This is a genomic window from Aestuariivirga sp., from assembly GCF_046294715.1.
Classification (GTDB): Bacteria; Pseudomonadota; Alphaproteobacteria; order Rhizobiales; family Aestuariivirgaceae; genus Aestuariivirga.
Window position 1 is genome coordinate 106,609 of the sequence record NZ_JBKBKI010000006.1, and the last position, 23,060, is coordinate 129,668.

Sequence of the window (23,060 nt, forward strand, 5' to 3'; positions counted from 1 at the left end):
GTCAGTCTCCCAGTTTCTTCAGGATGCCTGCATAGCGAGGGTGGTCGCGCAGCACGTCGAGATCGCTGTCGTGCAGCATGAACTCCCGGAGTGATCTCAGCGTGGCAGGCCCCATGATGCGCTCCAGCCGGTCGAGCGCCAGCTCCTTCTCGCCCAGGATCGCGAAGGCGCAGGCGATGTTGTAGTGCATGTAGAAGTCGTCGGGCTCGATGATCGAGGCGCGCTCGGCCCAGTCCTTGGTGCGCTCGGTTTCGCCCAGCACCGCGAGAAGCCCCGCGCCGAAGGCCAGCGCATCGGCATCGTCCGGCCGCTCGGCGATCGCTGCTTCGGCCCTCGTCAGCGCGCGGCGCGCCGCCGTCCGCATGTCCTCGAGCCGCCCCAGCGACTGGTAGCACATCGATTGCAAGCCGAGCGCGCGGAAATCGTCGCTCTTGAATTCGGCGGCCTTGCCGAAAAGCGCTGCCGCCTTGCCGAACTGCCCGCGGTTGAAGCAGTTGCGGCCATAGAAGAAATAGCCTTCGAACAGCTCGGGCTTGAGCGCGATGGCGCGCTCGAAGTTCGCCTCCGCCTCCTCGTAGCGCCCGGCGGTGTAGAGGGCGAGGCCCTTGGAGGCATGCGCCTCGGCGAGGCTCTGGTCGAGGGCCAGCGCCCGCTCGCTCTGCTCGAAGATCTCGTTCGTGGTGATCGTCGTGTCGCCCGCGTCGAGGAGGTGCGAGTTGCAGTCGGCGATCCCGGCATGGGCAGCGGCATAGTCGGGGTCGATGTCCAGCGCCCTCTGGAACATCTGCTTGGCGAGCCTCAGGTAGCGCCGGGTGTGGCCGCGGTGGAAGAAGCTCCGCCCCATCAGGTAGAAGCGGTAGGCCTCGCTGTTGAAGGTCGGGCGCTGGCTGATCGTCTCGCGTTCCTTGGGCAGCATGCGCAGCCGCAATGCATCGACGATGGCATGCGAGATGTCATCCTGGAGCTCGAAGATGTCATCGAACTTGCGATCGTAGCGCTCGGCCCAGACATGCCCGTTGGTGCGCCCGTCGATGAGCTGCGCGGTGATCCTCACCCGGTCGTTCACCTTGCGGACGCTGCCCTCCAGCACATACTGCACGCCGAGCCGCGCCGCGATGCGGTCGATGTCCTCCGTCTGCCCCTTGAAGCTGAAGGCCGTGTTGCGCGACACCACGAACAGCGCCGAAATCTTCGAGAGATCGGTGATGATGTCCTCGGTGATGCCGTCGCTGAAATAGTCCTGCTCGGGATCCCCGCTCATGTTGAGAAAGGGCAGCACCGCGATCGATGCCTGATGCGCCGCCGCGCTGCGCTTGCGCCCGGGGGCGGGGGTGCCATCCTCCCCGTCGCGCACGCGGTAGGCCTGCGTCAGGCCGGAGCTATCCTTCAGCTGGCGCTTGCCGGCATCCTCGAAAATATAGGCGAGCTGGCCCTTCACCTGCTGGTGCACGGCTTCGGAGATGAAGATGCCGCCAGGCTCCGCCACCGCCTGGAGCCGCGATGCAACGTCCACGCCCTCGCCGAACACGTCGTTCTGGTCCTCGATCACTTCGGCAAGATGGATGCCGATGCGGAAGCTCATGCGCCGGTCCTCGGGAATGCCCGCATTGCGAGCCTCCGAGGCCTGCTGCATCTCCGCCGCGAAACGCACGGCGCTGATGGGCCTCGAGAACTCGGCGAGGAAGCCGTCGCCCAGGGTCTTGACGATCCGCCCCTCCTGGCCCGCCAGCAGAGGATTGACGATGCCGGTCTCGCGCTCCATGAGCTCGGTCAGCGTGCCCGCCTCGTCGCGCTCCATCAGGCGCGAATATCCCGCGACATCGGCCGATAGGATTGTCGTCAGACGCCGTTCCACGCAAGCACTCCCGCCCTCCGCTCGGGGCAGCGCCATAGTTACGGTCAACGCCGATCGATAGCAATTTGATTCCGCATGGAAATCCCGCCCCGTCCTTGACAAGCCTCGCGGCCGGGCGACACTATCGCACAGGAACGAGACTGTTTTCCCCGGGGAACCCTGCGCGTGTATGTGAGGCCGCAAACGATCGAGGAGGCGACGGCCGCCCTGTCCGCGGGCGATGCGATGGCGATTTCGGGCGGAACCGACGTGTTTCCCGCCCACGTCGGAAGGCCGATCGCCCGGCCACTCGTCGATCTCTCCGGCATCGCGGCGCTCAAGGGCATGTCGGAGACGCCCGATGCCTTCCGCTTCGGCGCCGCCACGAGCTGGAGTGCCATCGCCAGGGCCGACCTGCCGCCCGCCTTCGATGGGCTCAGGGCCGCGGCGCGCGAAGTTGGCTCGATCCAGATCCAGAACCGCGGCACCATTGCAGGCAATCTCTGCAACGCCTCGCCTGCCGCCGACGGCGTGCCGCCGCTCCTGACGCTCGATGCCAGCGTCGAGCTCGCCTCGGAGAAGGGCAAGCGCGTGCTGCCGCTCTCCGCCTTCATCACCGGCTACCGCCGCACGGCGCTGCAAAGGGGCGAGATCGTCACCGCCGTCATCGTGCCGAAGCCCGCCGCCTCGGCGTGTTCCGCCTTCGTCAAGCTGGGCGCGCGGCGCTACCTGGTGATCTCGATCCTCATGGCGGCCGCCGTGATCGAGAAGGACGCGCAGGGCCGTATCGCGCGCGCCGCCGTGGCGGTGGGGGCGGCGTCCCCCGTGGCGCAGCGCCTGGTAGACCTGGAGCGCGCGCTCGAAGGTCTGGAGGGGGGCCGCAAGCCGTCATCCCTCGTCGCGCCGCATCATCTCGCGGGCCTCTCGCCCATCGACGACGTGCGCGCCACCGCGCAATACCGGCTGGAGGCGGCCATCGCCGTCGTCGGCGAAGCCCTCGATTCCGCTGCGGGAGTGCCCTGAGGTGTCACAGGCGATCGCCTTCACGCTGAACGGCGCTGCCGTGTCCTGCAACGCCCGCCTGGAATCGCGGCTGAGCGAACTGCTGCGTCGCGAACTCGGTTCGCCGGGCACCAAGAGCGGCTGCGACGCAGGCGACTGCGGCGCCTGCACAGTGCTGATCGACGGCGAGACAGCCTGCGCCTGCCTCGTTCCCGCCGCCCAGGTGGAAGGCGCCCGCGTCGTGACGGTGGAAGGCCTGCCGGGGAATACGGGCAGGGGCGCTGCCTTGCAGCAGGCCTTCCTGGCCCGCGGCGCGGCGCAATGCGGCATCTGCACGCCGGGCATGCTGGTGGCCGCCGCCGCCCTGCTGGAACGCGAACCCGCCCCCAGCCGCGAGTCGATCGCCGATGCGCTGGGCGGCGTGCTCTGCCGTTGCACCGGCTACGCCAAGATCATCGATGCCGTGGCCGATGCCGCGGCGGGCCAGATCGCCCATCACCCAGCGCCGGTGCAGGGCAAGGCCGTGGGAGCGAGGATCGCGCGGCTCGACGGTGCGCCCAAGGTGGCGGGAACCGAGCGCTTCGGCGCCGATGCCGTGCCGGCCGACGCGCTGTGGGTCAGGGCCGTGCGCTCGCCCTTCCACCGCGCCGGCTTTCGCTTCGGAGACCTCGAGGCCTATGTCGCGGCCCATGCCGGCCTTGTCCGCGTGCTCACCGCCAGGGACATTCCCGGGCGCAACGTGTTCGGCGTCATCCCGCCCTTCGCCGATCAGCCCGTCTTCGCGGTGGAGGAGGCGCGCTTCCGCGGCGAGGCGGTGGCCGCCGTGGCAGGGCAGCGAGACGCGGTGGAAGCCCTCGACCTTTCGGCCTTCCCCGTCGCCTGGGAGGAGCGCGAAGCCGTGCTCACCGTGGAGGCGGCGCTCGATCCCGCAGCGCCGCTCCTCCATTCCAACCGGTCCGGCAACGTCCTGATCAGGGGCAGGGTGGCGCGCGGCGACGTGGCGAAGGCCCTCGCCAGTGCCCCTGTCAGCGTCGAAGGCCGCTTCGAGACCGGCTTCGTCGAGCATGCCTATATCGAGCCCGAGGCCGGCTGGGCGCGGCGCGTCGGCAACCGCGTGGAGATCACCGCCTCGACCCAGGCGCCCTACATGGACAGGGACGACACGGCGGCGATCCTCGGCATTCAGCCGGAGGCCGTGCGCATCATTCCCTCGGCGTGCGGTGGCGGCTTCGGCTCGAAGCTCGATCTCTCGGTGCAGCCCTTCGTCGCGCTCGCGGCATGGCTCACCGGAAGTCCCGCCGCCATGGTCTACACAAGGCCGGAGTCGATCCAGTCCACCACCAAGCGCCACCCCGCCATCATGCATTCGCGCATGGCGGCGAGCCCCGAGGGCGATCTTCTCGCCATGGATTTCGAGGGCGATTTCAACACCGGCGCCTACGCCTCCTGGGGCCCTACCGTGGCGAACCGCGTGCCCGTCCATGCGGCCGGGCCCTACGTGGTGCCGAACTACAGGGCGCAGAGCCGTGCGGTGCTCACCCATTGCGTTCCGGCCGGGGCCTTCCGCGGCTTCGGCGTGCCGCAGACGGTGATCGCCCAGGAACAGATGCTGGACATGCTGGCGGAAAAGCTCGGCATCGATGCGCTCGACTTCCGCATCCGCAACGCGCTCACCGACGACACCCCCACCGTCACCGGACAGGTGATGGGTGACGGCGTCGGCATCCGCGAATGCTTCGAGGCGCTGAAGCCCCACTGGCATGAGGCCCGGCGCAAGGCCGAGGCCTTCAACGCGCAAGGCGGGCGGAAGCGCCGCGGCGTGGGCGTCGCAGGCATGTTCTATGGCTGCGGCAACACCTCGCTTCCCAACCCTTCCACCATCCGTTTCGCCCTCAAGCCCGATGGCCGCCTGTCGCTGCACCAGGGTGCGGTGGACATCGGGCAGGGCTCGAACACGGTCATCACCCAGATCGCCGCCGATGCCGTGGGGCTGCCCATTTCCCTGGTCGATCTCGTCTCCCCCGACACCGACCTGACGCCGGACTGCGGCAAGACCTCCGCCTCGCGCCAGACCTTCGTCACCGGAAAGGCGGCGGAACGCGCCGGGCTGGCCCTGAGGCGGCAGCTCCTCAGGCTCGCCAATGCCGGTGAGGACGCGGTGCTCGAGATCGCCGAGGACCGTCTCATCGTGATGGAGCCCTCGGTGCTCCGCGCCGTGCACCTTGCACACCTGCCGGTGGACGAGCATGGCTATGTCGTCTGCGCCGAGGAGAGCTTCGATCCGCCCACCACCGCGCTGGACGAGAACGGCCAGGGCTCGCCCTACGCCGTCTATGGCTTCGGCGCGCATCTGGCCGAGGTCGAGGTTGACCTTCGCCTCGGCACGGTGAAGCCACTTCACATCGTTGCCGCCCATGACGTGGGCCGCGCCATCAACCCGATCCTCGTCGAGGGCCAGATCGAGGGCGGCGTCGCCCAGGGGATCGGCATGGCGCTGATGGAGGAGTTCACGCCCGGCAAGGGGGAGAACCTGCACGATTACCTGATCCCGACGATCGGCGACGTTCCGCCCATCGCCTCGATCCTGATCGAGCGGGCCTCCTCCGCCGGGCCCTTCGGCGCAAAGGGCATCGGCGAGCAGGCGCTGATCCCCACGGCTCCCGCCATCCTCAATGCCATCCACCACGCCACGGGCGCCCGCATCACCCGCACGCCCGCGACACCGGACCGGGTGCTCGCCGCCATCAGGGCCGCGGAGCGACGGACCCCGTGAGCCGCGTGCAGGCGCGCATGCTCCCGGACGGGCGCAGGCTGCACCTCAACGACGGACCCATCGACCTGGTGATCGGAGCGGATGGCGATCCCACGCAGATTGCGCGCGCCTACCGCGCCGCCGAGGCGCGCTTCGAGACCGTGCTGGACGAGCTCTGCGCCGAACTGCCGCTGCTCCGGGCGCCCGCCGGGCCGGAGCCCCAGGGCGAGGTGGCGCGGCGCATGTGGCGGGCCACGCTTCCGCTCGCGGCGGAGACCTTCATCACGCCCATGGCGGCGGTGGCGGGTTCCGTCGCCGAGGACATCCTCGCTGCGATGCTGGCGGAAGCGCATCTCGCGCGCGCCTTCGTCAACAATGGCGGCGACATCGCGCTCCACCTCGCGCCCGGTGCGCGCTACGACATCGGCCTCGCCGCCGGGCCGGACGGCCCAGCGCTCTTCGCCACCGCGCGTGTCGAAGCCACCGATCCGGTGCGCGGCATCGCCACCAGCGGCTGGCGCGGGAGGTCCTTTTCACTCGGCATCGCGGACGCGGTGACGGTGCTGGCGGCGCGCGCCAGCATGGCGGACGCGGCGGCGACCCTCATCGCCAACGCGGTCGATCTCCCCGGCCATCCGGCGATCCACCGGGTTCCGGCAGAGGAGATCCAGCCGGGCAATGACCTGGGCGCAAGGCCGGTCACGCGCGCCGTGGGCCCTTTGGCCCCGAATGAAATTGCCGCCGCACTCGAAGCCGGTGTAGCTTTTGCCGAAAGGCTGGCCGCAACAGGGCGCATCGCCGCCGCGGCGTTGCACCTGGCGGGTGAGACCCGCATGGTGGGGCAGGGACTGGAGAGGCAGCATGCCGGACGTGAAGGTGAGGAAGTTCCTCGTCTCGGTGGAGGAGATCCATCATGAGGGTGGTCCCGTCGCTACCGTGCCGCCGCGCCGGGGCGCGGTGCTGGCGGTGATCGAGAACCCCTTCGCCGGCGCCTTCCACGAGGCGATCCAGCCCTTCATGGAAGACCTGAAGCCGCTCGGCCTCGCGATGGCGAAGAAGCTTCTGGCGGCGCTGGGCGGCGACCCGAAAGCGATCGAGGGCTATGGAAAGGGCGCCATCGTCGGGGAGGCGGGCGAGCTCGAGCACGCCGCCCTCTGGCATGCGCCGGGCGGTTATGCCATGCGCGACGTGCTCGGCGGCGCCAAGGCGATCGTGCCCTCCACCAAGAAGGTGGGCGGCCCCGGCGCGCGGCTCGACGTTCCGGTGACGCATGTCAACGCCTCCTATGTGCGCAGCCACTTCGATGCCATCGAGGTGGGAATTCCCGATGCGCCGAAGGCGAACGAGATGGTGGTGGTTCTGGTCATGACCACGGGCCCGCGCGTTCACGCCCGCGCCGGCGGGCTCGCCGCGCAGGACGTCAAGGGAGAGGATGGGTTGAGATGAAGGCGAAGATCCGCAAGATCATGACGGTGGTGGACGAGACGCTCTCCGAGCAGGGCCGGGAGGTTTCCCCGGCGATCCGCCGTGCGGCGGCGATCGCCGTCATCGCCAATCCCTTCGCAGGAAAGTACCAGGACGATCTTTCGGAGCTCGTCGAGGTGGGCGAGGAGCTGGGGGGGCTGTTGGCCGAGCGCGCGGTGGCGGCCCTCGGCATTCCCGGCGACAAGGTGGAGAGCTATGGCAAGGCCGCCGCGGTGGGCGAGAACGGCGAGCTCGAACACGCTGCCGCCATCCTGCATCCGAAGCTCGGCGCACCCTTCCGCAAGGTGCTCGGCAAGGGCGCAGCGCTGATCCCTTCTTCCAAGAAGCGCGGCGGCATGGGGGTGGTGCTGGACATTCCCTTGGGCCACAAGGATGCGGCCTTCGTGCGAAGCCACTTCGACGGCATGGAAGTGCGCGTCACCGATGCGCCGCGGGCCAACGAGATCGTCGTGGCCGTGGCGGTGACGACGGGTGGCCGCCCGCTCCCGCGCGTGGGCGGGCTTCAGGTGTCGGAGATCAAGGGCGAGGACGGGCTGCGCTGATCACGCCGCCGGGCGGATCGACTTGCGCGTCGAGACGAGGTTGCGGAACATGATCCGACTCATCCGCTCGATCTTCGACATCTGCGGGCGGGACTGCGCCCTCAACCGCTCGTAGGCGTTGGGGCCCATCGCCGCCTCCAGCCACTCCAGATATTGCGGGATGTTGGCCCAGCGGTCGATCAGGGCAGGGGTGAGTTCGCCGTGGAACTGGGTGGCCAGCATGTCGCGGCCGATCGACATGATCTGCACCTGGCTGACGCTGGAGGATGCCAGCACCTCGGCCCCGGCGGGAAGCTTCGTCACCTCGGCGTGGTGCCATTGCATGACCTTGAGCGAAGGCTGAAGACCCGCCGTCATCGGATGGGCAAGCCCCAGGGCGTTGAGCTCGACCTTGCCGAAGCCCACCTCCGCCGCGCGGGCGACACCCACCTCGCCGCCCAAGGCCACCGCCAGGAGCTGCAGCCCCAGGCACACGCCCATGTAGGGCCTGTTCCGGTTCCACGCCCATTCGCGGATCGCCGCCTTCTCGTCCTTAAGCCAGGGGTGGGCCTCTTCCTCCCACACGTCCATGGCGCCCCCCATGACGAGCAGGAAATCATAAGGGGCGAGCGACGGAATCGCCTCACCCCTGTGCAGCATCACGACGTCGGTCTTCGCTCCCTGTTCCTCGAGGAAGCGGCCGAACAGGCCGGGAGGTTCGTCGTCCATGTGCTGGAAGGCCAGTGCGCGTCTGATCATGGAAGGTCCCCACGAAGCTCTGAACGCGCGCACATAAGACTTCGCGCGCGATTCACAAGAGATAATTTTCCCACCGTTGCCTTACCGATGAATTGCGAAGAGAGTGTTGCAGCCATGACACTCTCCCGCCTTCTCCTCACCGCCCTGCTTCCCTTCGCGGCGGCCTACTTCATGTCCTACCTGCTGCGGGCGGTGAACGCCGTCGTGGCGCCCGACCTCGTCAGCGACTTCGGCCTCTCGCCGGCAGAGCTCGGCCTTCTCACCGCCGCCTATCTGGGTGCCTTCGCGCTGTTCCAGCTGCCGCTTGGCGTGCTGCTCGACCGCTACGGACCGCGCCGGGTGCAGGCGGGCCTCCTGGGCCTCGCCGCGCTCGGCTGCCTCGGCTTTGCCTGGGCGCCGGATTTCGCCGGGCTCTTCGCCGCCCGCGCCGTAATCGGCCTCGGCTTCTCGGCGGGGCTGATGGCGAGCTACAAGTCCTCCGCCACGTGGGTGCCGCTGGAGCGCCGTTCTCTCGCCAACACCGCCATCATGGCGGTGGGAGCACTCGGCCTCGTGGTGGCGACGGAACCTACGGAATGGCTGGTGGCGCTGATCGGATGGCGCAACGCCTTCACCGTTTTCGCCGGGCTGATTCTCATGGCGGCGCTGTTCATCCTGGCCGCCGCGCCGCGCAAGGACACGGTGGGCGAGCCCGCCCCGCTGAGGCAGCAGTTCGCGCAGATGATGGCGATCTTCCGCACGCCGCTGTTCTGGCGCGTGGCGCCGCTCCTCGCCCTCACCTCCGGCGTGCAGATCGGCATCCAGACGCTGTGGGCAGGCCCGTGGCTTCGCGACGTGATGGGCCTCACGCGCGAGGAGGTGGCCCGCCATCTGCTCATCATGGCGGTGGCCTTCATGCTGGGCATCCTGGCGGTCGGCGTGATCGCCGACAGGCTGGGGCGCCGCGGCATAGGCCCCATGCAGGTGATGCTCGGCTTCAACCTGCTCTATCTGGTGGCGCAGGGGCTCATCATCTTCAGGGTCGAGGGGCTGATGTTCCCGGCCTGGCTGGCGGTGGCTGCCTTCGGCCAGGTGGCGGTGCTGGCCTTCCCGTGGTTCGCCGCCCATATCGGCAAGGATCTCGCCGGGCGCTCCAACGCTTCGATCAACTTCACCATGTTCGTCTGTGCCTTCGCCTCGCAATATCTGGTGGGCTTCGTCATCGGGCTGTTTCCGGCCACGGCTTCGGGCTACAGCCCGGAAGGCTACAGCTGGGCGCTGGGACTCTTTCTCGCCGCGCAGCTCATCGCACTGGCCTGGTATCTCGCGGCGCCGCCGCACAAGGAGCGTTCTTCATGATCAATCCCGTCATTGCCGAGGTCACCCGTGGCGGCATCGTCGAAAGCCGGCACCGAGGGGCCTATGCGGTGGTGAACGCCGAGGGCCACGTGGTGGCGGCGGAAGGCGGCATCGCCGCCGCGATCTATCCGCGCTCGGCGATCAAGGCCTTCCAGTGCCTTCCGGTGATCGAGAGCGGAGCCGCCGACCGCTTCGGCTTCACCGCAGAGGAGATCGCGCTCTGCTGCTCCTCCCACAACGGCGAGGCGGAGCATCTGCGGGTCGCACGCTCGATGCTGGCCAAGGCCGGCAACACCGAGGAGCTCTACGAATGCGGCCCGCACTGGCCCTATCACGAGGCCTCGCGCCTCGACCTCATCCGCCATGGCGGCGTCTGCCTGCAGGTCCACAACAACTGTTCCGGCAAGCATGCCGGCATGCTGGCGCTCGCCCGCCAGCTCGCCGCCGACCCGCATGGCTATTCCGCAGCCGATCACCCGGTGCAGCGCGCCATCGCCCGCACCATAGGCATCCTCTGCGACATCGACCTCGACGATCAGCCCGTGGGCATCGACGGCTGCTCGGTGCCCACCTGGGCCATTCCCCTCAGGAACCTCGCCCTCGGCTTCGCCCGCTTTGCCAGCCCGGACTTCGCCGCCGGCCGCCGCATCATCGAGGCGGTGCGGGCGCACCCCTTCATGGTGGCGGGCACGGGCGATTTCGACACGCTGCTCATGGAGGCCGTGCCCCGCGCCTTCATCAAGACGGGGGCGGAGGGCGTCTATTGCGGCGCCATTCCCCATGCAGGCCTCGGGATCGCGCTGAAATGCGATGACGGCGCGTCCCGCGCCTCGGAAGTCGCCATGGCCTCGGTTCTGGCGGGGCTCGACGTCTGGACACCGCAGGAGAAGGCCGCGCTCGAGCGCTTCCGAGAGCACGACCTCCGCAACTGGCGGCAGATCGAGGTGGGCGAGGTGCGGGGGCTGAAACTTTGAGGCTGCAATCTTTGCTTGAGCCAGATCAAGGCCGCGGGGCACCGACGGGGCGACTCTCCTCCTCGCGCAAAACGTGAAGGAGAATACGCATGAGATGGCTTCCGCTACTGATCTATGTGCTGGCGGCCCCGACGCTCGCTGGCTCGATCATGATCGCCCTCCTGACCATGGAAGCCGCCAACGACACTCTCATCACGGGAACCTTGGCGGGCTTCGTTCTCGCCCTTCCTGTCGCCTGGCTGATCAGCCGCAGCATCCGCAACGCCATCAGGGCCTGACATCTACTCCGCCGCGCGCTGGGCGTAGCCGAGCTTCTGGTTCAGCCGGTCGAGCAGGGCGAGTGCCGCATCCGGGATCACGGTTCCCGGCGGGAACACGGCGGCGGCCCCCATGTCGAGGAGCCTCTGCACGTCCTCCGGCGGAATGACGCCGCCCACCACGATCATGATGTCGGAACGGCCCTCCTGGTCGAGAGCCGCCTTGAGGAGCGGCACCAGCGTGAGGTGGCCGGCGGTGAGGGTCGAGACGCCCACCGCGTGGACACCTTCCTCCACGGCCATCTTCGCCACCTCTTCGGGCGTGGCGAAGAGGGGGCCGATCGTCACGTCGAAGCCCATATCGGTGAAGGCGGAGGCGATCACCTTCTGGCCGCGGTCGTGGCCGTCCTGTCCGACCTTGGCGACGAGGATCTTCGGCGCCCGCCCGTCCGCCTCGCGGAAGGCGGCGATCGCGTGCCGCACCTGCTCGATCTTGTGCTGGTCGCGCGGGGTCGCGGCATAAACCCCCTTCACCGCGCGGATCGCCGGGGTGTGGCGATTGAACACCTCTTCCAGCGCCAGCGAAATCTCGCCCACGGTCGCCTTGGCGCGCGCCGCATCGACCGCCGCGGCGAGAAGGTTGCCCTGGCCGGAGCGCGCCACGCTGGAGAGCTTCGCCAGCATCGCCATGGTCTCGGCCTCGTTCCGCTCGGCGCGCAGGCGCTGGAGCTTCTCGATCTGGCGCGCGCGCACGGCGGAATTGTCCACCTTCAGGATGTCGATCACGGCATCGCTCGCGGCCTGGTACTTGTTGACGCCGATCACCGCCTGCTCGCCCGAATCGATGCGGGCCTGTGTGCGCGCCGCGGCTTCCTCGATGCGGGCCTTGGGAATCCCGGCCTCGATGGCCTTGGCCATGCCGCCCATCGCCTCGATCTCCTCGATGTGGGCCCAGGCCCTGGCGGCGAGATCCGCCGTGAGGCGTTCCACGAAATAGCTGCCGCCCCACGGGTCGATCACGCGGCAGGTGCCCGCCTCCTGCTGCAGGAAGAGCTGCGTGTTGCGCGCGATCCGGGCGGAGAAGTCGGTGGGCAGCGCCAGCGCCTCGTCCAGCGAATTGGTGTGAAGGGACTGCGTGCCGCCCTGGGTGGCCGCCATCGCCTCGATGCAGGTGCGCGTCACGTTGTTGAACACGTCCTGCGCGGCGAGGCTCCAGCCGGAGGTCTGGCAATGGGTGCGCAGCGACAGCGAGCGCTCGTCCTTCGGTTCGAAGCGCTTGATGAGCTTGGCCCAGATCATGCGGGCGGCGCGCATCTTGGCCACTTCCATGAAGAAGTTCATGCCGATGGCCCAGAAGAAGGAAAGCCTGGGCGCGAACTGGTCGATGGCAAGCCCGGCCTCGACCCCGGCGCGCGCGTATTCGAGCCCGTCTGCCAGGGTGTAGGCGAGCTCGAGATCGGCCGTCGCCCCGGCCTCCTGCATGTGGTAGCCCGAAATCGAGATCGAGTTGAACTTCGGCATCCTCTCCGAGGTGTAGCGGAAGATGTCGGAGACGATCCGCATCGAAGCCTGCGGTGGGTAGATGAAGGTGTTGCGGACCATGAACTCCTTGAGGATGTCGTTCTGGATGGTCCCCGCGAGCTTCTCCGGCGGAACGCCCTGTTCCTCGCCCGCCACGATGTAGAGCGCCATCACCGGCAGCACCGCGCCGTTCATGGTCATCGACACCGTCATCTTCTCGAGCGGGATGCCGTCGAAGAGCGTCCTCATGTCGTAGATCGAGTCGATCGCCACCCCGGCCATGCCGACGTCACCGGCGACGCGCGGATGGTCCGAGTCGTAGCCGCGATGCGTGGCGAGGTCGAAGGCGATCGACAGCCCCATCTGGCCGGCGGCGAGGTTGCGGCGGTAGAAGGCATTGGAATCTTCCGCCGTCGAGAAGCCGGCATATTGCCGGATCGTCCAGGGCTGGGTCGTGTACATGGTGGGGTAGGGGCCGCGCAGGAAGGGGGCGGCGCCGGGCCATGTTTCGAGGAAATCGATGCCCGCCATGTCCTCGGGGCCATAGGCGCATTTCACGTGCAGCCCTTCTGGCGTGGTCCAGCCGTGCCCGGCACAGCCGTCGACGGAGGAAGCCTCGAAGGCGATCGTCGAGAAGTCCGGAATGCGGTCCATCACGGGGCCTCCGTTTCGGGGGCGTATTCTTGCGGCAGCGGATAGGCGCTGGTGCCGATGACGGGAAGGCTCGCGGCGGAGGAGGGATCGGGCCGCGGCCACTTGCCGGCCTCCGCATCCTGGAGCACGCGCCAGGCCTTCTCGCAGAGACCCTGCGTCAGTGTCTCGACATAGCCCGCACCGGAGGCCGGGTCCGTCACCCGCCACAGGTTCGATTCCTCGACGAGCACCGTCTGCACGTTGCGCGCCACGCGCCGCGCGAAACCGTTGGGAAGCCCCTGCGCCAGCGAGAAGGGCAACACGGTGATCGAGTCGGCCCCCCCGAGCCCGGCGCCGAACACCGCCGTGGTGGCGCGCAGGATGTTGGTGTGCGGGTCGCGCGTCGCCATCATCCGCCAGGAGGTTTCGGCGTGAAGCCGCAAGGGCGCGTCGGGCAGGCCCGAAGCCTGCAGCACCCGCCGCCACAGCAGCCTGATGGCGCGGAACTTGGCGAGTGTCGCGAACATGTCCTGGCTGGCGGCGAGCGTGACGCTCACCGCCCGCACCAGGTGAACGTCGTTCAGCGTCTCGAGCCTGCGCATGGCGGCAACGGCAAGCGCCAGCGTGGCGCCGAGTTCCTCCGCCTCGGTCGCCCCAGCCTCGTGCCAGGAGCGACCGTCTGCCTCCATGTAGGGCCCGGTGAAGCCCCGCCGCGCCAGTTCCGCCGCGTCCTCAGGCGATGCGAGCGCGAAGGAGACGTCGAGCCGCTCGGGGTCGATCGGGTGCCGGGCGATGAGTTCCGCCAGCGCCATCGAGCCTTCGCCCTCGACTTTCAGCGCCACGGCGTGGAGATGGACGCCCTGCAGCACGCGGGCAAGGCGCGCGGGATCGATGCCGAAACCTCGCGCCGCCGGGGCGCCGGCGCTCACCAGAACGAGGCCGGTGGCACCGTTCTCGACGTCCTCCAGCGCCTGCGCGTTGGCGCGGGCGGCATCCGGGTGGTCGACACGCTGGAACACCGTCCACGCGGAGGCGTGCGGCCGTGCGGCACGCGGGCCCGGCTGCTGCCCGTAGAGGGGCTCCAGCCTCATGCCGTCGGCGCTGCGGCGCACCAGCTTCTCCTCGAAGGAGGGGCCCTTCAGCACCGCCTCCACCCGCTTCAGCCAGTCTTCCCGGGTGAGGGGCGGGAATTCCGCCGCAAGCGAAAGCTCGGTCATGTCGTTCCATTCTGTTGCACCTGCGAAATGTAGCCAAGCCGCGGGCGGACCGCAAATCCCCCTTGGTCTAATCGGCCCTGCTACTCCGCCGCGGTCGGGGTGACGGCCGCCCCGTCCGTGAGCTGGTCGGAGGGGTGGAGGATCACCGTCTCCCCCTCGGAGAGGCCGGCCTCGATGCTGGCGAAGGCGCCGTTGCGGGGGCCGATCTCCAGCCGGCGCAGTTCCGCCCGGCCGTTCACCACGGCATAGGCTGCCCAGTTCCCGCCTTGGCGGAAGAGCGAGGCCACCGGCACGGCGAGAAGGCCGCGTCCCTCCCACACGGTTATCCGGGTCACCACCCGGAAGCCGTCGCCCAGCGCCGCGGCCTCGGGCGCCCCGCCTGCGAGATCGAGCACCACGGAGACGCGCTGCTCCTCGATGCCGAGCGCGGATATCTTGGTGACGGCGGAGGGCTCCACCCGCCGCACCCTGGCCTCGAGCGGCGGCCCGCCCCAATTGTCAATGACGGCGCGGGCGCCGGGCCTGATCTCCACCGCGTCGCGGGAGAGCACATCGGCCACGATCTCGATGTCGGCGGGATCGCCGATCTCGACCAGCGGCGTTCCGGCCTGCACCACCTGCTCGCTTTCGGTGAGAACGCGCAGGATACGTCCGGTGACCGGCGCCTTGATCTCGGTGCAGCAGGGGCCTTCGCTGGTGCCCGTCTCGATCAGTGCGGCTTCCGCCCGTTCGAGTTCACGCTGGCGCACGGTGAGCGAGGCCCGGGCGCTTTCGAGAGCCGCCGCCGCCGTCTCGACGTCGAGCTTCGCCTTGTCGAGGGCGCGTTCCGAAATGGTGCCCTGGCGCGACAGCCGCTCGGCGCGGGAGAGTTCGGAGTTGAGGAAGGTCAGCTGCGCCTCCGCCTGCCTCACCTCCGCGGCCGCGAGATCGACGGAGGCCCGCGCCGAAGCGGCCGCCGCTTCCGCCACGCGTTTCAGACGCGCATCGAGAAGACCGGGCGCGGCCGGGCGGAGCGCCGCCACCACCGTCTCGTCCTTCAACACCTCGTCTCCCGCGTGGAGCGCGCTCCGCTGCACCTGGCCGCTGATCGGGGCGGACACGGTGAACACCTCCCGGATGCGGCTCTTTCCCTCTTCCTCCACCGTGATGGCGATGTCGCGCCGGGCGGCCTCGGCCGTCTCCACGGGAATGGGGCGGGGCCAGAAGGCCCAGGCGAGTGCCGCGAGCACCGCCAGCAGGATGATCGCCCAGATCAGGCGGCGCAGCATGTCATTCCCTCGTCTTCAGAACTTCGATCATGTCGAGCCGGTCGATCCGGCGGCGCACCACCAGCCCCGAAACTGCGGCCGCCGCGAACGTGACGAGGCTCGCCCAGGCGTAGACCTCGCGGTTGACGACGAGCGGCACGCGGTAGAGCTCGGTGCGGAAGCCCTCCGTCATCAGGAAGGCGAAGAGATAGCCGATCACCCATCCCACCGGCTGCGCCACGATCACCACCACCGCGAGCTCGCCCAGAAGGAGGGCCGAGACCTCGCCCCTCGTGAAGCCGAGCACGCGCAGGCTTGCCATCTCGCGGCCCTGCTCGGAGAGCGAGATGCGGGCGAGGTTGTAGACCACTCCGAAGGCGATGATGGCGGCAAGCGTGGCATAGACCGTGATCATGATGGTGACGTTTTGCGCCAGCGTCTCGCGGAATTTCTCCAGTGCAGCATACTGGAGGGCGATGAAGCTTGCGGCGGGCGTGGCCTTGAGCACGGTGAAGAGATCCTCGCGCGCCGGCATGTCGAGGCCGAGATAGACGCCGGAGATGACCTCGCCCTCGCCCAGCATGCGGTTCATGGCGCTGAGATCCATGTAGGCGGTGAGCCCGATGTAGCCGGTGATGATGGCGGAGACGGGCTGCATCACCGTCTGCCGCCGGCCTTCCAGCACCTCGACTTCCACGCTGCCGCCGCGTTCGACCCTGAGGATGCGCGCCAGCGCCTCCGAGATGACGAGGCCCTGCTCGGGCAGGACCACGGGTTCGAGCTTGCCGTCGAGCACGCGCGAAAGGGAGGCCCCGGGCTCCTTGCCGACGAGCGAGACGCGGCGCTCCACCGGCCCGTTCCTGAACTTCACGGCGACGGCGCGAAACGGCTCCGCCGCCATGACGGCGGGAAGCCTCCGCACCTCGAAGAGAGCGCTCAGCGGCTTCACGTCCGTGAAGGTGATCGAGGCGTCCTGCCGGTCGCTGCGCTTGAACGTCACGTCGATCATGTATTCGATGGAGCCGAAGGCCCAGAGCGAGCCCACAAGGATCGCGACGGCGAGCGCAATGCCGAGGATGCCGCTCGCCGTGCGCAGCGGCCAGTGCGTGAGGTGGCGCATCACGATGACGCTCGACTGCCTGACGAAGCGCAAGAGGCTGACGGCGCCCCCCAGCACCTTGCGATAGCGCGCCGGGGCAGGGGGCGCCATGGCGACGGCGGGCGAGAGCCACGCCACCTCGCGCACCGCCCTCACCGCGCCGGCCACCGCCGCCAGATAGCTCAGCCCCGCCGCAATGGCGTAGACGGAAGGGTTGCGGCTGAAGACGAGGAAGGGGAAGCTGAAGAACTTGGCATAGAGCTTCGTCATCCCCACGCCCAGCCAGCTTCCTGCGACGATGCCGATGAGGATGCCGATGAGCGCGATCATGCTGACGAAACCCACGTAATGGCGCACCACGGCCCAGGAGGAATAGCCCATCGCCTTCAGGAGCCCGATCTGCTCGCGCTCGAGCGCGATGAGGCGCGACAGCGTCATGTTGACGAGAAAGGCCGACACGAGAAGGAAGATCGGCGGCAGGATGCGGCTCATGGCCTGGAGCTGCTTCAGCTCCGCGTCGAGGAAGGCATGGGATTGCTGGTCCTTGCGGCCATAGGTGCCGAGCCCGCCATAGCGGTCGAGAAGGCGGTCGAGCTCCGCCGTGACGGCCTCGGCATTGGCCCCCTCGACGAGCCGCAGCGACACTGCGTTGAACGCACCTTCGAGATCGTAGGCGGCGGAGAGAACTCTGTCCGGCATCCACAATATGCCGAAGCGGTGCTCGTCCGGCATGAGCGCGCCGGGACCGAGCGCATAGACGAATTCCGGCGAGAGCGCGGTGCCGCTGATCCGCACCTCGCGCTGCCTGCCGTTGATCAGCACCCGGATGGTATCGCCTTCCCTGAGCCCGTGCACCCTGGCGAAGCCCGCGCTCGCCACCGCTTCGGCCGCAGCGTCGGGGTCCGGCAGCCGGCCGGAGCGCAGGTAGACGCGGTTCAGCGCCTGCTCGCGGTAATCGGGAACCGAGACGAGCAGCACCGAGGCGGGTTCCGCCATGCCGGGAAGATCGGCGAGCGCGATTTTTTCGGTGCGTGTCTCGACCGCCGCCACCCCGTCGATGGCGGCGATCTCGGGCTTCAGCGTGTTGGGCGCGCGCGTCAGCGTGGCGAAGAGGTCGGCGAAGCGGTTGGTCTCGTAGTAGCGCGCCCTGGTGGTGGAGAGCGAGTCATACGCGCCGACGCCGAGAATGAGGGTGGCGACACCGGCCGCCATGACGAGCGCGATGGCGAGCACCTGCGGCCACAGCCGCCTCAGGTCCCGCATCAGCTTGATGTCGAGCGCACGCATCACCAGCTCACCTCGGCAGGCTGCTTGCGTTCGGCGTTGCGCTCCTCCGAGGCGATCGTGCCATTGGCGAAATGCACCACGCGGTCGGCGATGGCGGCGATCGCCGCGTTGTGGGTGATGACGAGGGTGGTGGCCCCGGTCTCGGCATTGACCTTGGCCAAGGCCTCGAGCACGCGGATGCCGGTCTTGGAGTCGAGTGCGCCCGTCGGCTCGTCGCAGAGCAGCACGTCCGGCCGCTTGGCGATGGCGCGCGCAATCGCCACGCGCTGCTGCTCGCCGCCGGAGAGCTGGGCGGGGAAGTGGTCCATGCGTCCCTCGAGGCCGACGAGCGCGAGCGCCTCTTCCGCCTTCATCGGCTCCCGCGCGATCTCGGTGACGAGCTTCACGTTCTCGCGCGCCGTGAGGCTCGGCACCAGGTTGTAGAACTGGAAGATGAAGCCGACGTGGTCGCGCCGGTAGCGCGTCAGTGCTGCTTCCGTCTGCTGCGTCAGCGCATGGTCCTTGAACCAGGCCTCGCCGGATGTGGCCGAATCGAGCCCGCCGATGATGTTGAGGAAGGTGGACTTGCCGGAGCCCGAGGGCCCGAGGATCACGATGAACTCTCCGGCGCGCGCCTGGAAGTCGACGCCGCGCAGCGCCTGCACCTCCACCTCGCCCGTGCGATAGGTCTTGCACAGGCCCCTGATGCGGAAGACGGGTGTTCCGGGCTGGTCCATTCCTCGCTCCTTAGGCGGGAAGCCTCCTGCCGGAATTGACCCCCGTCAAGCCTCAGACATAGCCGGAAAGGCCGGGGATGGAGCCCGCCACGTCCTTCACCAGCTGCGACCCGGCCTTCTCCTTGGCATAGTCGAGCGTGGTGGTGCCGAGCGCCTTGATCTGGTCCATCGAAAGCCCCGCCGCCGTGAGCTTCGAGACGGCGGCAAGAGGCCCGCCCATCATGCCGCCCGCCAGCATGCCGAGAAGCCCGCCGCCGCCGCGGCCCGCGCCATCGCCGCCCTGCCGCCGCGCCAGTTCCGCCGCGCCGGGAAGCTTGTCGAACAGCTCCTGCACCTTGTTGGGGTTCCCCTGCGTCTGCAGCAGGTTCAGCACGATGCCGAGGGCGCGTTCAGCTTTCTCCTGCGGCAGCCCGGTGGCGGCGGCGACCCTGTCGATCAGCTCCTGCATCTCTTCATTCCTGCTCGGTCATTGCGCATCGGGCCTCCATATAGCAAGAAGGGGTTGTCTCAAACGATCATTTCGGAAGGGCCCAGCATGACCGAGCCTGCGATCTACATTGGGCAAAGCGGAAAGCGCGAGGAATTGTTCCTCGCCATGGCGAACCGCCACGGACTGGTGACGGGCGCCACCGGCACCGGCAAGACGGTGACGCTGCAGATCCTCGCCGAGGGCTTCACCAGCGCAGGCGTTCCCGTCTTCGCGGCGGACGTCAAGGGCGATCTCTCCGGCGTCGCCGTGGCAGGCGAGCCGAAGGAAGCGCTGCTCGAGCGCGCCAGGAAGATCGGCTTCGACGATTATGGCTTCGAGGCGACGCCAACCGTCTTCTGGGACCTGTTCGGCGAGCAGGGCCACCCGATCCGCACCACCATTTCCGAGATGGGGCCGCTGATGCTGTCGCGCCTCATGGGCCTTTCGGAGGCGCAGGAAGGTGCCCTCAACATCGCCTTCCGGCTCGCCGACAATGAAGGCCTTGCGCTGCTCGACCTGAAGGACCTCCGCGCGCTCCTCAAGGAGCTGGGCGAGCGCGGCAAGGAACTCACCACCGAATACGGCAACCTCGCCGCGCCGACGATCGGCGCCATCCAGCGCCGCCTCGTGGTGCTGGAGGAGCAGGGGGGCGGGCAGTTCTTCGGCGAGCCGGCCCTCGACATCCGCGACTTCATGCGCACCACGCTGAACGGCAAGGGCTACATGAACGTGCTCGCCGCCGACAGGCTCATCAACTCCCCGCAGCTCTACGCCACCTTCCTGCTGTGGATGATGTCGGAGCTCTTCGAGGAGATGCCCGAGGTGGGCGATCCCGAGAAGCCGCGCATGGTGTTCTTCTTCGACGAGGCGCATCTCCTCTTTGCCGAGGCGCCCCCCGGCCTCCTCCAGAAGATCGAGCAGACGGTGAAGCTCATCCGCTCCAAGGGCGTGGGCATCTATTTCGTGACGCAAAACCCGCTCGACATCCCGGAGTCGGTCCTGGCCCAGATGGGCAACCGCGTGCAGCACGCGCTCCGCGCCTATACGCCGCGCGAGCAGAAGGCGGTGCAGACGGCGGCCTCTACCTTCCGCCCCAACCCCGCCTTCAAGACGGAGGAGGCCATCACCGAGCTCGGCAAGGGCGAGGCGCTGGTCTCCGTTCTCGATCCGAAGGGCGTGCCCACCATGGTGGAGCGCACGCTGGTCCGCCCCCCGTCGAGCCGCATGGGCCCGATCACGCCCGAGGAACGCCAGAAGATCGTCAGGAACTCGCCCGTCTACGGCAATTACGAAAAGGCGGAGGACCGCGAGTCCGCCTACGAGATCCTGGTGAAGCGCGCCGAGGAACGCGCCGCCGCGGAAGCCCGCGCCAAGGCGGAAAAGGAGGCCGAGAAGGAAGCCGCCAAAGAAGCGAAGGCGAACTCCCGCACGTCCTCGCGCGAATCCGCCACCGACCGCTTCATCAAGAACATGGCCGGCACCGCCGGCCGCCAGATCGGCAACATGATCATCCGCGGAATCCTGGGAAGCCTGTCGCGGCGGTAGAGAGATCGACGGGCGAGGGGGGCCGCTTCAGATGATTTCGTCCTCGTCCGCCAGCGCCACCGCCATCTCGCCGTGGGAGCGGAGCGTCGCGAGCGGGGTTGCCCTGGCGATGTGGAAGACCGCGTCGCCGCGGTTCACCAGCGGCAGGTTGGTGCGGCCCACGATGATGCCGTCCTCCTCCGCCACGACGGGGATGGAGGTGGCGCCCAGCGGGTCGGCCACGATGCCCATCACCTCGCGCCTCGCCACCCTGTCGCCCAGGCGCCGCGTGGTGTGGAGGATGCCGCTCTCGGGCGCGCGCACCCATGCGCTCGAATCGGAGAACACCGTTTCCGCCCGGCTCTTCCGCGGCACGTGCTCGATCATGCCGAGATGGGCCATCACCCGCAGCGTTCCCCTCACCGCCGTGTCGATGGCGATCTCGTCGAAGCGCAGCGCCTCGCCGCCCTCGTAGAGCAGCACCTTGACGCCGGCCTCTCCTGCCGTGAGCCTGAGCGACCTCTCGCGCAGCTTCGAAACGAGGATCACCGGCGGGGCGAAGGCCTCGGCCAGCTTCAGCAGCTCCGGCTCCTCCGGCGCCAGCCGCACCTGCGGCAGGTTGCTGCGGTGAAGCGCTGCCGTGTGATAGTCGATCCCGTAGTGGCTCTTCAGCACCACCTCGCGGAAGAGGATGTCGGCGACGAGGCTGGCGAGCGAGCCGCGGTCGGAGCCCGGAAAGCAGCGGTTGAGGTCGCGCCGGTCAGGCATGTATCGCGTGTGGTTGAGAAAGCCGAAGCTGTTGACGATCGGCACGGCCAGAAGCGTGCCCTTGAGCTGGCCCAGTGCCGGGTGGGTGAGGATTCGGCGGATGATCTCGACGCCCTGGATCTCGTCGCCGTGAATGGCGCCCGAGAGGAACATCACCGGCCCCGCCCTCTCGCCATGGACCACGTGCACGGGGAGCGTCACGTGCGTGTGGTTCGAGAGCGTGCTCACCGGCAGGTCCACGGTGGCGCGCTGGCCGCGCTGCACATCCTGTTCGCCGAGGGTGAAGGCGCTCATCCCTTTCCCTTCGTCCTGGTGCGGCCGGGCCGCGCGTGGCGCTCGATGAAGCGGATGATGGCCTCCGCCACGTCGACCCCGGTCGCCTTCTCGATGCCCTCGAGGCCCGGCGAGGAGTTGACCTCCATCACCACCGGTCCGTGGTCCGAGCGCAGCATGTCAACTCCCGCCACGTTGAGCCCCATGGAGCGCGCCGCCTTGAGTGCCGTCGCCTTCTCGAGCGGCGTCAGCTCGATCATGCTGGCGGAGCCCCCGCGGTGCAGGTTGGAGCGGAAGTCGCCCTTCGAGCCCTTGCGCTCCATCGTCGCCACCAGCGTGCGGCCGACGACGAAGGCGCGGATGTCGCGGCCCTCCGCCTCCTTGATGAATTCCTGGACCAGGATCGCGATGTCGGCGCCGTGGAAGGCCTCAATCACCGATTTCGCCGACTTGTGCGTTTCGCTCAGCACGACTCCGATTCCCTGCGTGCCCTCGAGCAGCTTGATCACGACGGGCGCGCCGCCGACGATGGCGAGGAGGTCGTCGGTGCGCTTCGAATCATGCGCGAAGGCGGTGACGGGAAGACCAACGCCGTCGCGCGCCAGGAGTTGCAGCGAACGCAGCTTGTCGCGCGAGCGGCCGATCGCCACCGATTCGTTCACCGGGTAGACGCCCATCATCTCGAACTGGCGCAGCACCGCCATGCCGTAGAATGTGTGCGAGGCGCCGATGCGCGGGATCACCGCGTCGAAGCCTTCGAGCGTCTCGCCCAGGTAGCGCAGCTCCGGGTTCTTCGACGTGATGTTCATGTAGCACTTGAGATAGTCGATGGGCACCATCTCGTGGCCCCGCCGCGCCGCCGTCTCGATGAGGCGCTGGTGCGAGTAGAGCTTGGGGTTCCGTGTGAGCAGCGCGATCTTCATGCCGGCTTTCGCTTGCGGGTGGAGAGGATGTTGGATCTGGTCGGATGCACGAGGAAGTCATGGCCGATGCTGCTGCGGCCGAGCAGCATGGGAACGCCCATGTCGGTGCGGTCGGTCAGCGTCACCTCCATGCGCAGGATGTGCTTGCCGATCTTCACGTCGGTTTCGACGACGGCGCGCGTTTCGGCATGCCCGCTCGAGCTTTTCACCCGCCGCATGCCCTTGAGCGGCAGCGTGCAGTGATGATTCCGTCCCTTGAGCGTCAGCACGAAGGCCACGTGATGATCCTCCTGGCGGATCTCGGTGGCATGAAGGGCCGCGGAGCGTGCGCCGGTGTCGATCTTGGCGGAAAAGGTTCCGACGCCGAGTTGCGGCAGGCTCACCTTCTCGCGCCAGCCGATGACGAGCGGCGGCGTCGTGCCCGGGGAATTCTGGCGCGAGGCTGGCATGCGCTCAGAGCT

Annotated in this window: 20 protein-coding genes; 9 read left to right on the forward strand and 11 right to left on the reverse strand. The window is 68.5% G+C overall.

The window, feature by feature from the left end; genetic code table 11:
* Position 1: 1 nt before the first annotated feature.
* Positions 2-1,855 (reverse strand): adenylate/guanylate cyclase domain-containing protein, encoded by a 1,854-nt coding sequence (locus ACK4HL_RS06480; protein ID WP_409757445.1) that lies wholly within the window; start codon positions 1,853-1,855, stop codon positions 2-4.
* A gap of 165 nt (positions 1,856-2,020) precedes the next feature.
* Between ACK4HL_RS06480 and ACK4HL_RS06485 the strand changes: the two genes are divergently transcribed.
* From ACK4HL_RS06485 to ACK4HL_RS06505, 5 genes are read left to right on the forward strand one after another with little or no spacing between them, the layout of a single operon-like run.
* Positions 2,021-2,857: an FAD binding domain-containing protein gene (locus tag ACK4HL_RS06485; protein ID WP_409757448.1), complete on the forward strand. Its 837-nt coding sequence runs from the start codon at positions 2,021-2,023 to the stop codon at positions 2,855-2,857.
* Between the two features lies 1 nt (position 2,858).
* Complete coding sequence (locus tag ACK4HL_RS06490) at positions 2,859-5,609, forward strand: molybdopterin-dependent oxidoreductase (RefSeq protein WP_409757451.1); 2,751 nt, start codon at positions 2,859-2,861, stop codon at positions 5,607-5,609.
* Positions 5,606-6,505: a UPF0280 family protein gene (locus ACK4HL_RS06495; protein WP_409757454.1), complete on the forward strand. Its 900-nt coding sequence runs from the start codon at positions 5,606-5,608 to the stop codon at positions 6,503-6,505. The genes ACK4HL_RS06490 and ACK4HL_RS06495 overlap by 4 nt, the downstream gene beginning before the upstream one ends.
* Positions 6,450-7,034, forward strand: a complete 585-nt coding sequence (locus ACK4HL_RS06500) for an amino acid synthesis family protein (RefSeq protein WP_409757457.1) — start codon at positions 6,450-6,452, stop codon at positions 7,032-7,034. The genes ACK4HL_RS06495 and ACK4HL_RS06500 overlap by 56 nt, the downstream gene beginning before the upstream one ends.
* Positions 7,031-7,615, forward strand: coding sequence for an amino acid synthesis family protein (locus ACK4HL_RS06505; RefSeq protein ID WP_409757460.1), 585 nt, complete (start codon positions 7,031-7,033; stop codon positions 7,613-7,615). The genes ACK4HL_RS06500 and ACK4HL_RS06505 overlap by 4 nt, the downstream gene beginning before the upstream one ends.
* Here ACK4HL_RS06505 and ACK4HL_RS06510 read toward each other — a convergent pair whose 3' ends face one another.
* The gene (locus ACK4HL_RS06510; RefSeq protein WP_409757463.1) at positions 7,616-8,353 is read right to left on the reverse strand and encodes a type 1 glutamine amidotransferase; all 738 of its coding nucleotides are present in this window, start codon (positions 8,351-8,353) and stop codon (positions 7,616-7,618) included.
* A gap of 114 nt (positions 8,354-8,467) precedes the next feature.
* Here ACK4HL_RS06510 and ACK4HL_RS06515 point away from each other — a divergent pair, with 114 nt between their 5' ends.
* From ACK4HL_RS06515 to ACK4HL_RS06525, 3 genes are all read left to right on the forward strand, one after another.
* On the forward strand, positions 8,468-9,691 hold the full coding sequence (locus ACK4HL_RS06515; RefSeq protein ID WP_409757466.1) for an MFS transporter: 1,224 nt from the start codon (positions 8,468-8,470) through the stop codon (positions 9,689-9,691).
* On the forward strand, positions 9,688-10,665 hold the full coding sequence (locus tag ACK4HL_RS06520; protein ID WP_409757469.1) for an asparaginase: 978 nt from the start codon (positions 9,688-9,690) through the stop codon (positions 10,663-10,665). Before ACK4HL_RS06515 ends, ACK4HL_RS06520 begins: the two co-directional genes overlap by 4 nt.
* Before the next feature lie 89 nt (positions 10,666-10,754).
* Positions 10,755-10,943: a hypothetical protein gene (locus ACK4HL_RS06525; RefSeq protein ID WP_409757472.1), complete on the forward strand. Its 189-nt coding sequence runs from the start codon at positions 10,755-10,757 to the stop codon at positions 10,941-10,943.
* A gap of 3 nt (positions 10,944-10,946) precedes the next feature.
* Here ACK4HL_RS06525 and scpA read toward each other — a convergent pair whose 3' ends face one another.
* The 6 genes from scpA to ACK4HL_RS06555 form a co-directional block, all read right to left on the reverse strand.
* Entirely contained in the window at positions 10,947-13,097 is a 2,151-nt protein-coding gene (gene scpA, locus ACK4HL_RS06530; protein WP_409757475.1) for a methylmalonyl-CoA mutase, read from the reverse strand.
* Positions 13,097-14,293 (reverse strand): methylmalonyl-CoA mutase family protein, encoded by a 1,197-nt coding sequence (locus tag ACK4HL_RS06535; RefSeq protein WP_409757478.1) that lies wholly within the window; start codon positions 14,291-14,293, stop codon positions 13,097-13,099. Before ACK4HL_RS06535 ends, scpA begins: the two co-directional genes overlap by 1 nt.
* An 80-nt stretch (positions 14,294-14,373) precedes the next feature.
* A complete protein-coding gene (locus ACK4HL_RS06540; RefSeq protein ID WP_409757482.1) occupies positions 14,374-15,561 on the reverse strand; it encodes an efflux RND transporter periplasmic adaptor subunit in 1,188 nt (395 codons plus the stop codon).
* 1 nt (position 15,562) lies between these two features.
* Positions 15,563-17,926 (reverse strand): ABC transporter permease, encoded by a 2,364-nt coding sequence (locus ACK4HL_RS06545; protein ID WP_409757485.1) that lies wholly within the window; start codon positions 17,924-17,926, stop codon positions 15,563-15,565.
* Positions 17,926-18,642, reverse strand: a complete 717-nt coding sequence (locus ACK4HL_RS06550; RefSeq protein WP_409757488.1) for an ABC transporter ATP-binding protein — start codon at positions 18,640-18,642, stop codon at positions 17,926-17,928. The genes ACK4HL_RS06545 and ACK4HL_RS06550 overlap by 1 nt, the downstream gene beginning before the upstream one ends.
* A 52-nt stretch (positions 18,643-18,694) precedes the next feature.
* A complete protein-coding gene (locus ACK4HL_RS06555; protein ID WP_409757491.1) occupies positions 18,695-19,090 on the reverse strand; it encodes a DUF2267 domain-containing protein in 396 nt (131 codons plus the stop codon).
* A gap of 87 nt (positions 19,091-19,177) precedes the next feature.
* Here ACK4HL_RS06555 and ACK4HL_RS06560 point away from each other — a divergent pair, with 87 nt between their 5' ends.
* On the forward strand, positions 19,178-20,656 hold the full coding sequence (locus ACK4HL_RS06560) for a helicase HerA-like domain-containing protein (protein WP_409757494.1): 1,479 nt from the start codon (positions 19,178-19,180) through the stop codon (positions 20,654-20,656).
* Between the two features lie 27 nt (positions 20,657-20,683).
* Here ACK4HL_RS06560 and ACK4HL_RS06565 read toward each other — a convergent pair whose 3' ends face one another.
* From ACK4HL_RS06565 to ACK4HL_RS06575, 3 genes are read right to left on the reverse strand one after another with little or no spacing between them, the layout of a single operon-like run.
* On the reverse strand, positions 20,684-21,697 hold the full coding sequence (locus ACK4HL_RS06565; protein WP_409757497.1) for a succinylglutamate desuccinylase/aspartoacylase family protein: 1,014 nt from the start codon (positions 21,695-21,697) through the stop codon (positions 20,684-20,686).
* A complete protein-coding gene (gene rimK / locus ACK4HL_RS06570; protein ID WP_409757501.1) occupies positions 21,694-22,599 on the reverse strand; it encodes a 30S ribosomal protein S6--L-glutamate ligase in 906 nt (301 codons plus the stop codon). The genes ACK4HL_RS06565 and rimK overlap by 4 nt, the downstream gene beginning before the upstream one ends.
* Positions 22,596-23,048, reverse strand: a complete 453-nt coding sequence (locus tag ACK4HL_RS06575; RefSeq protein WP_409757504.1) for an ATP-dependent zinc protease — start codon at positions 23,046-23,048, stop codon at positions 22,596-22,598. Before ACK4HL_RS06575 ends, rimK begins: the two co-directional genes overlap by 4 nt.
* Positions 23,049-23,060: the final 12 nt, after the last annotated feature.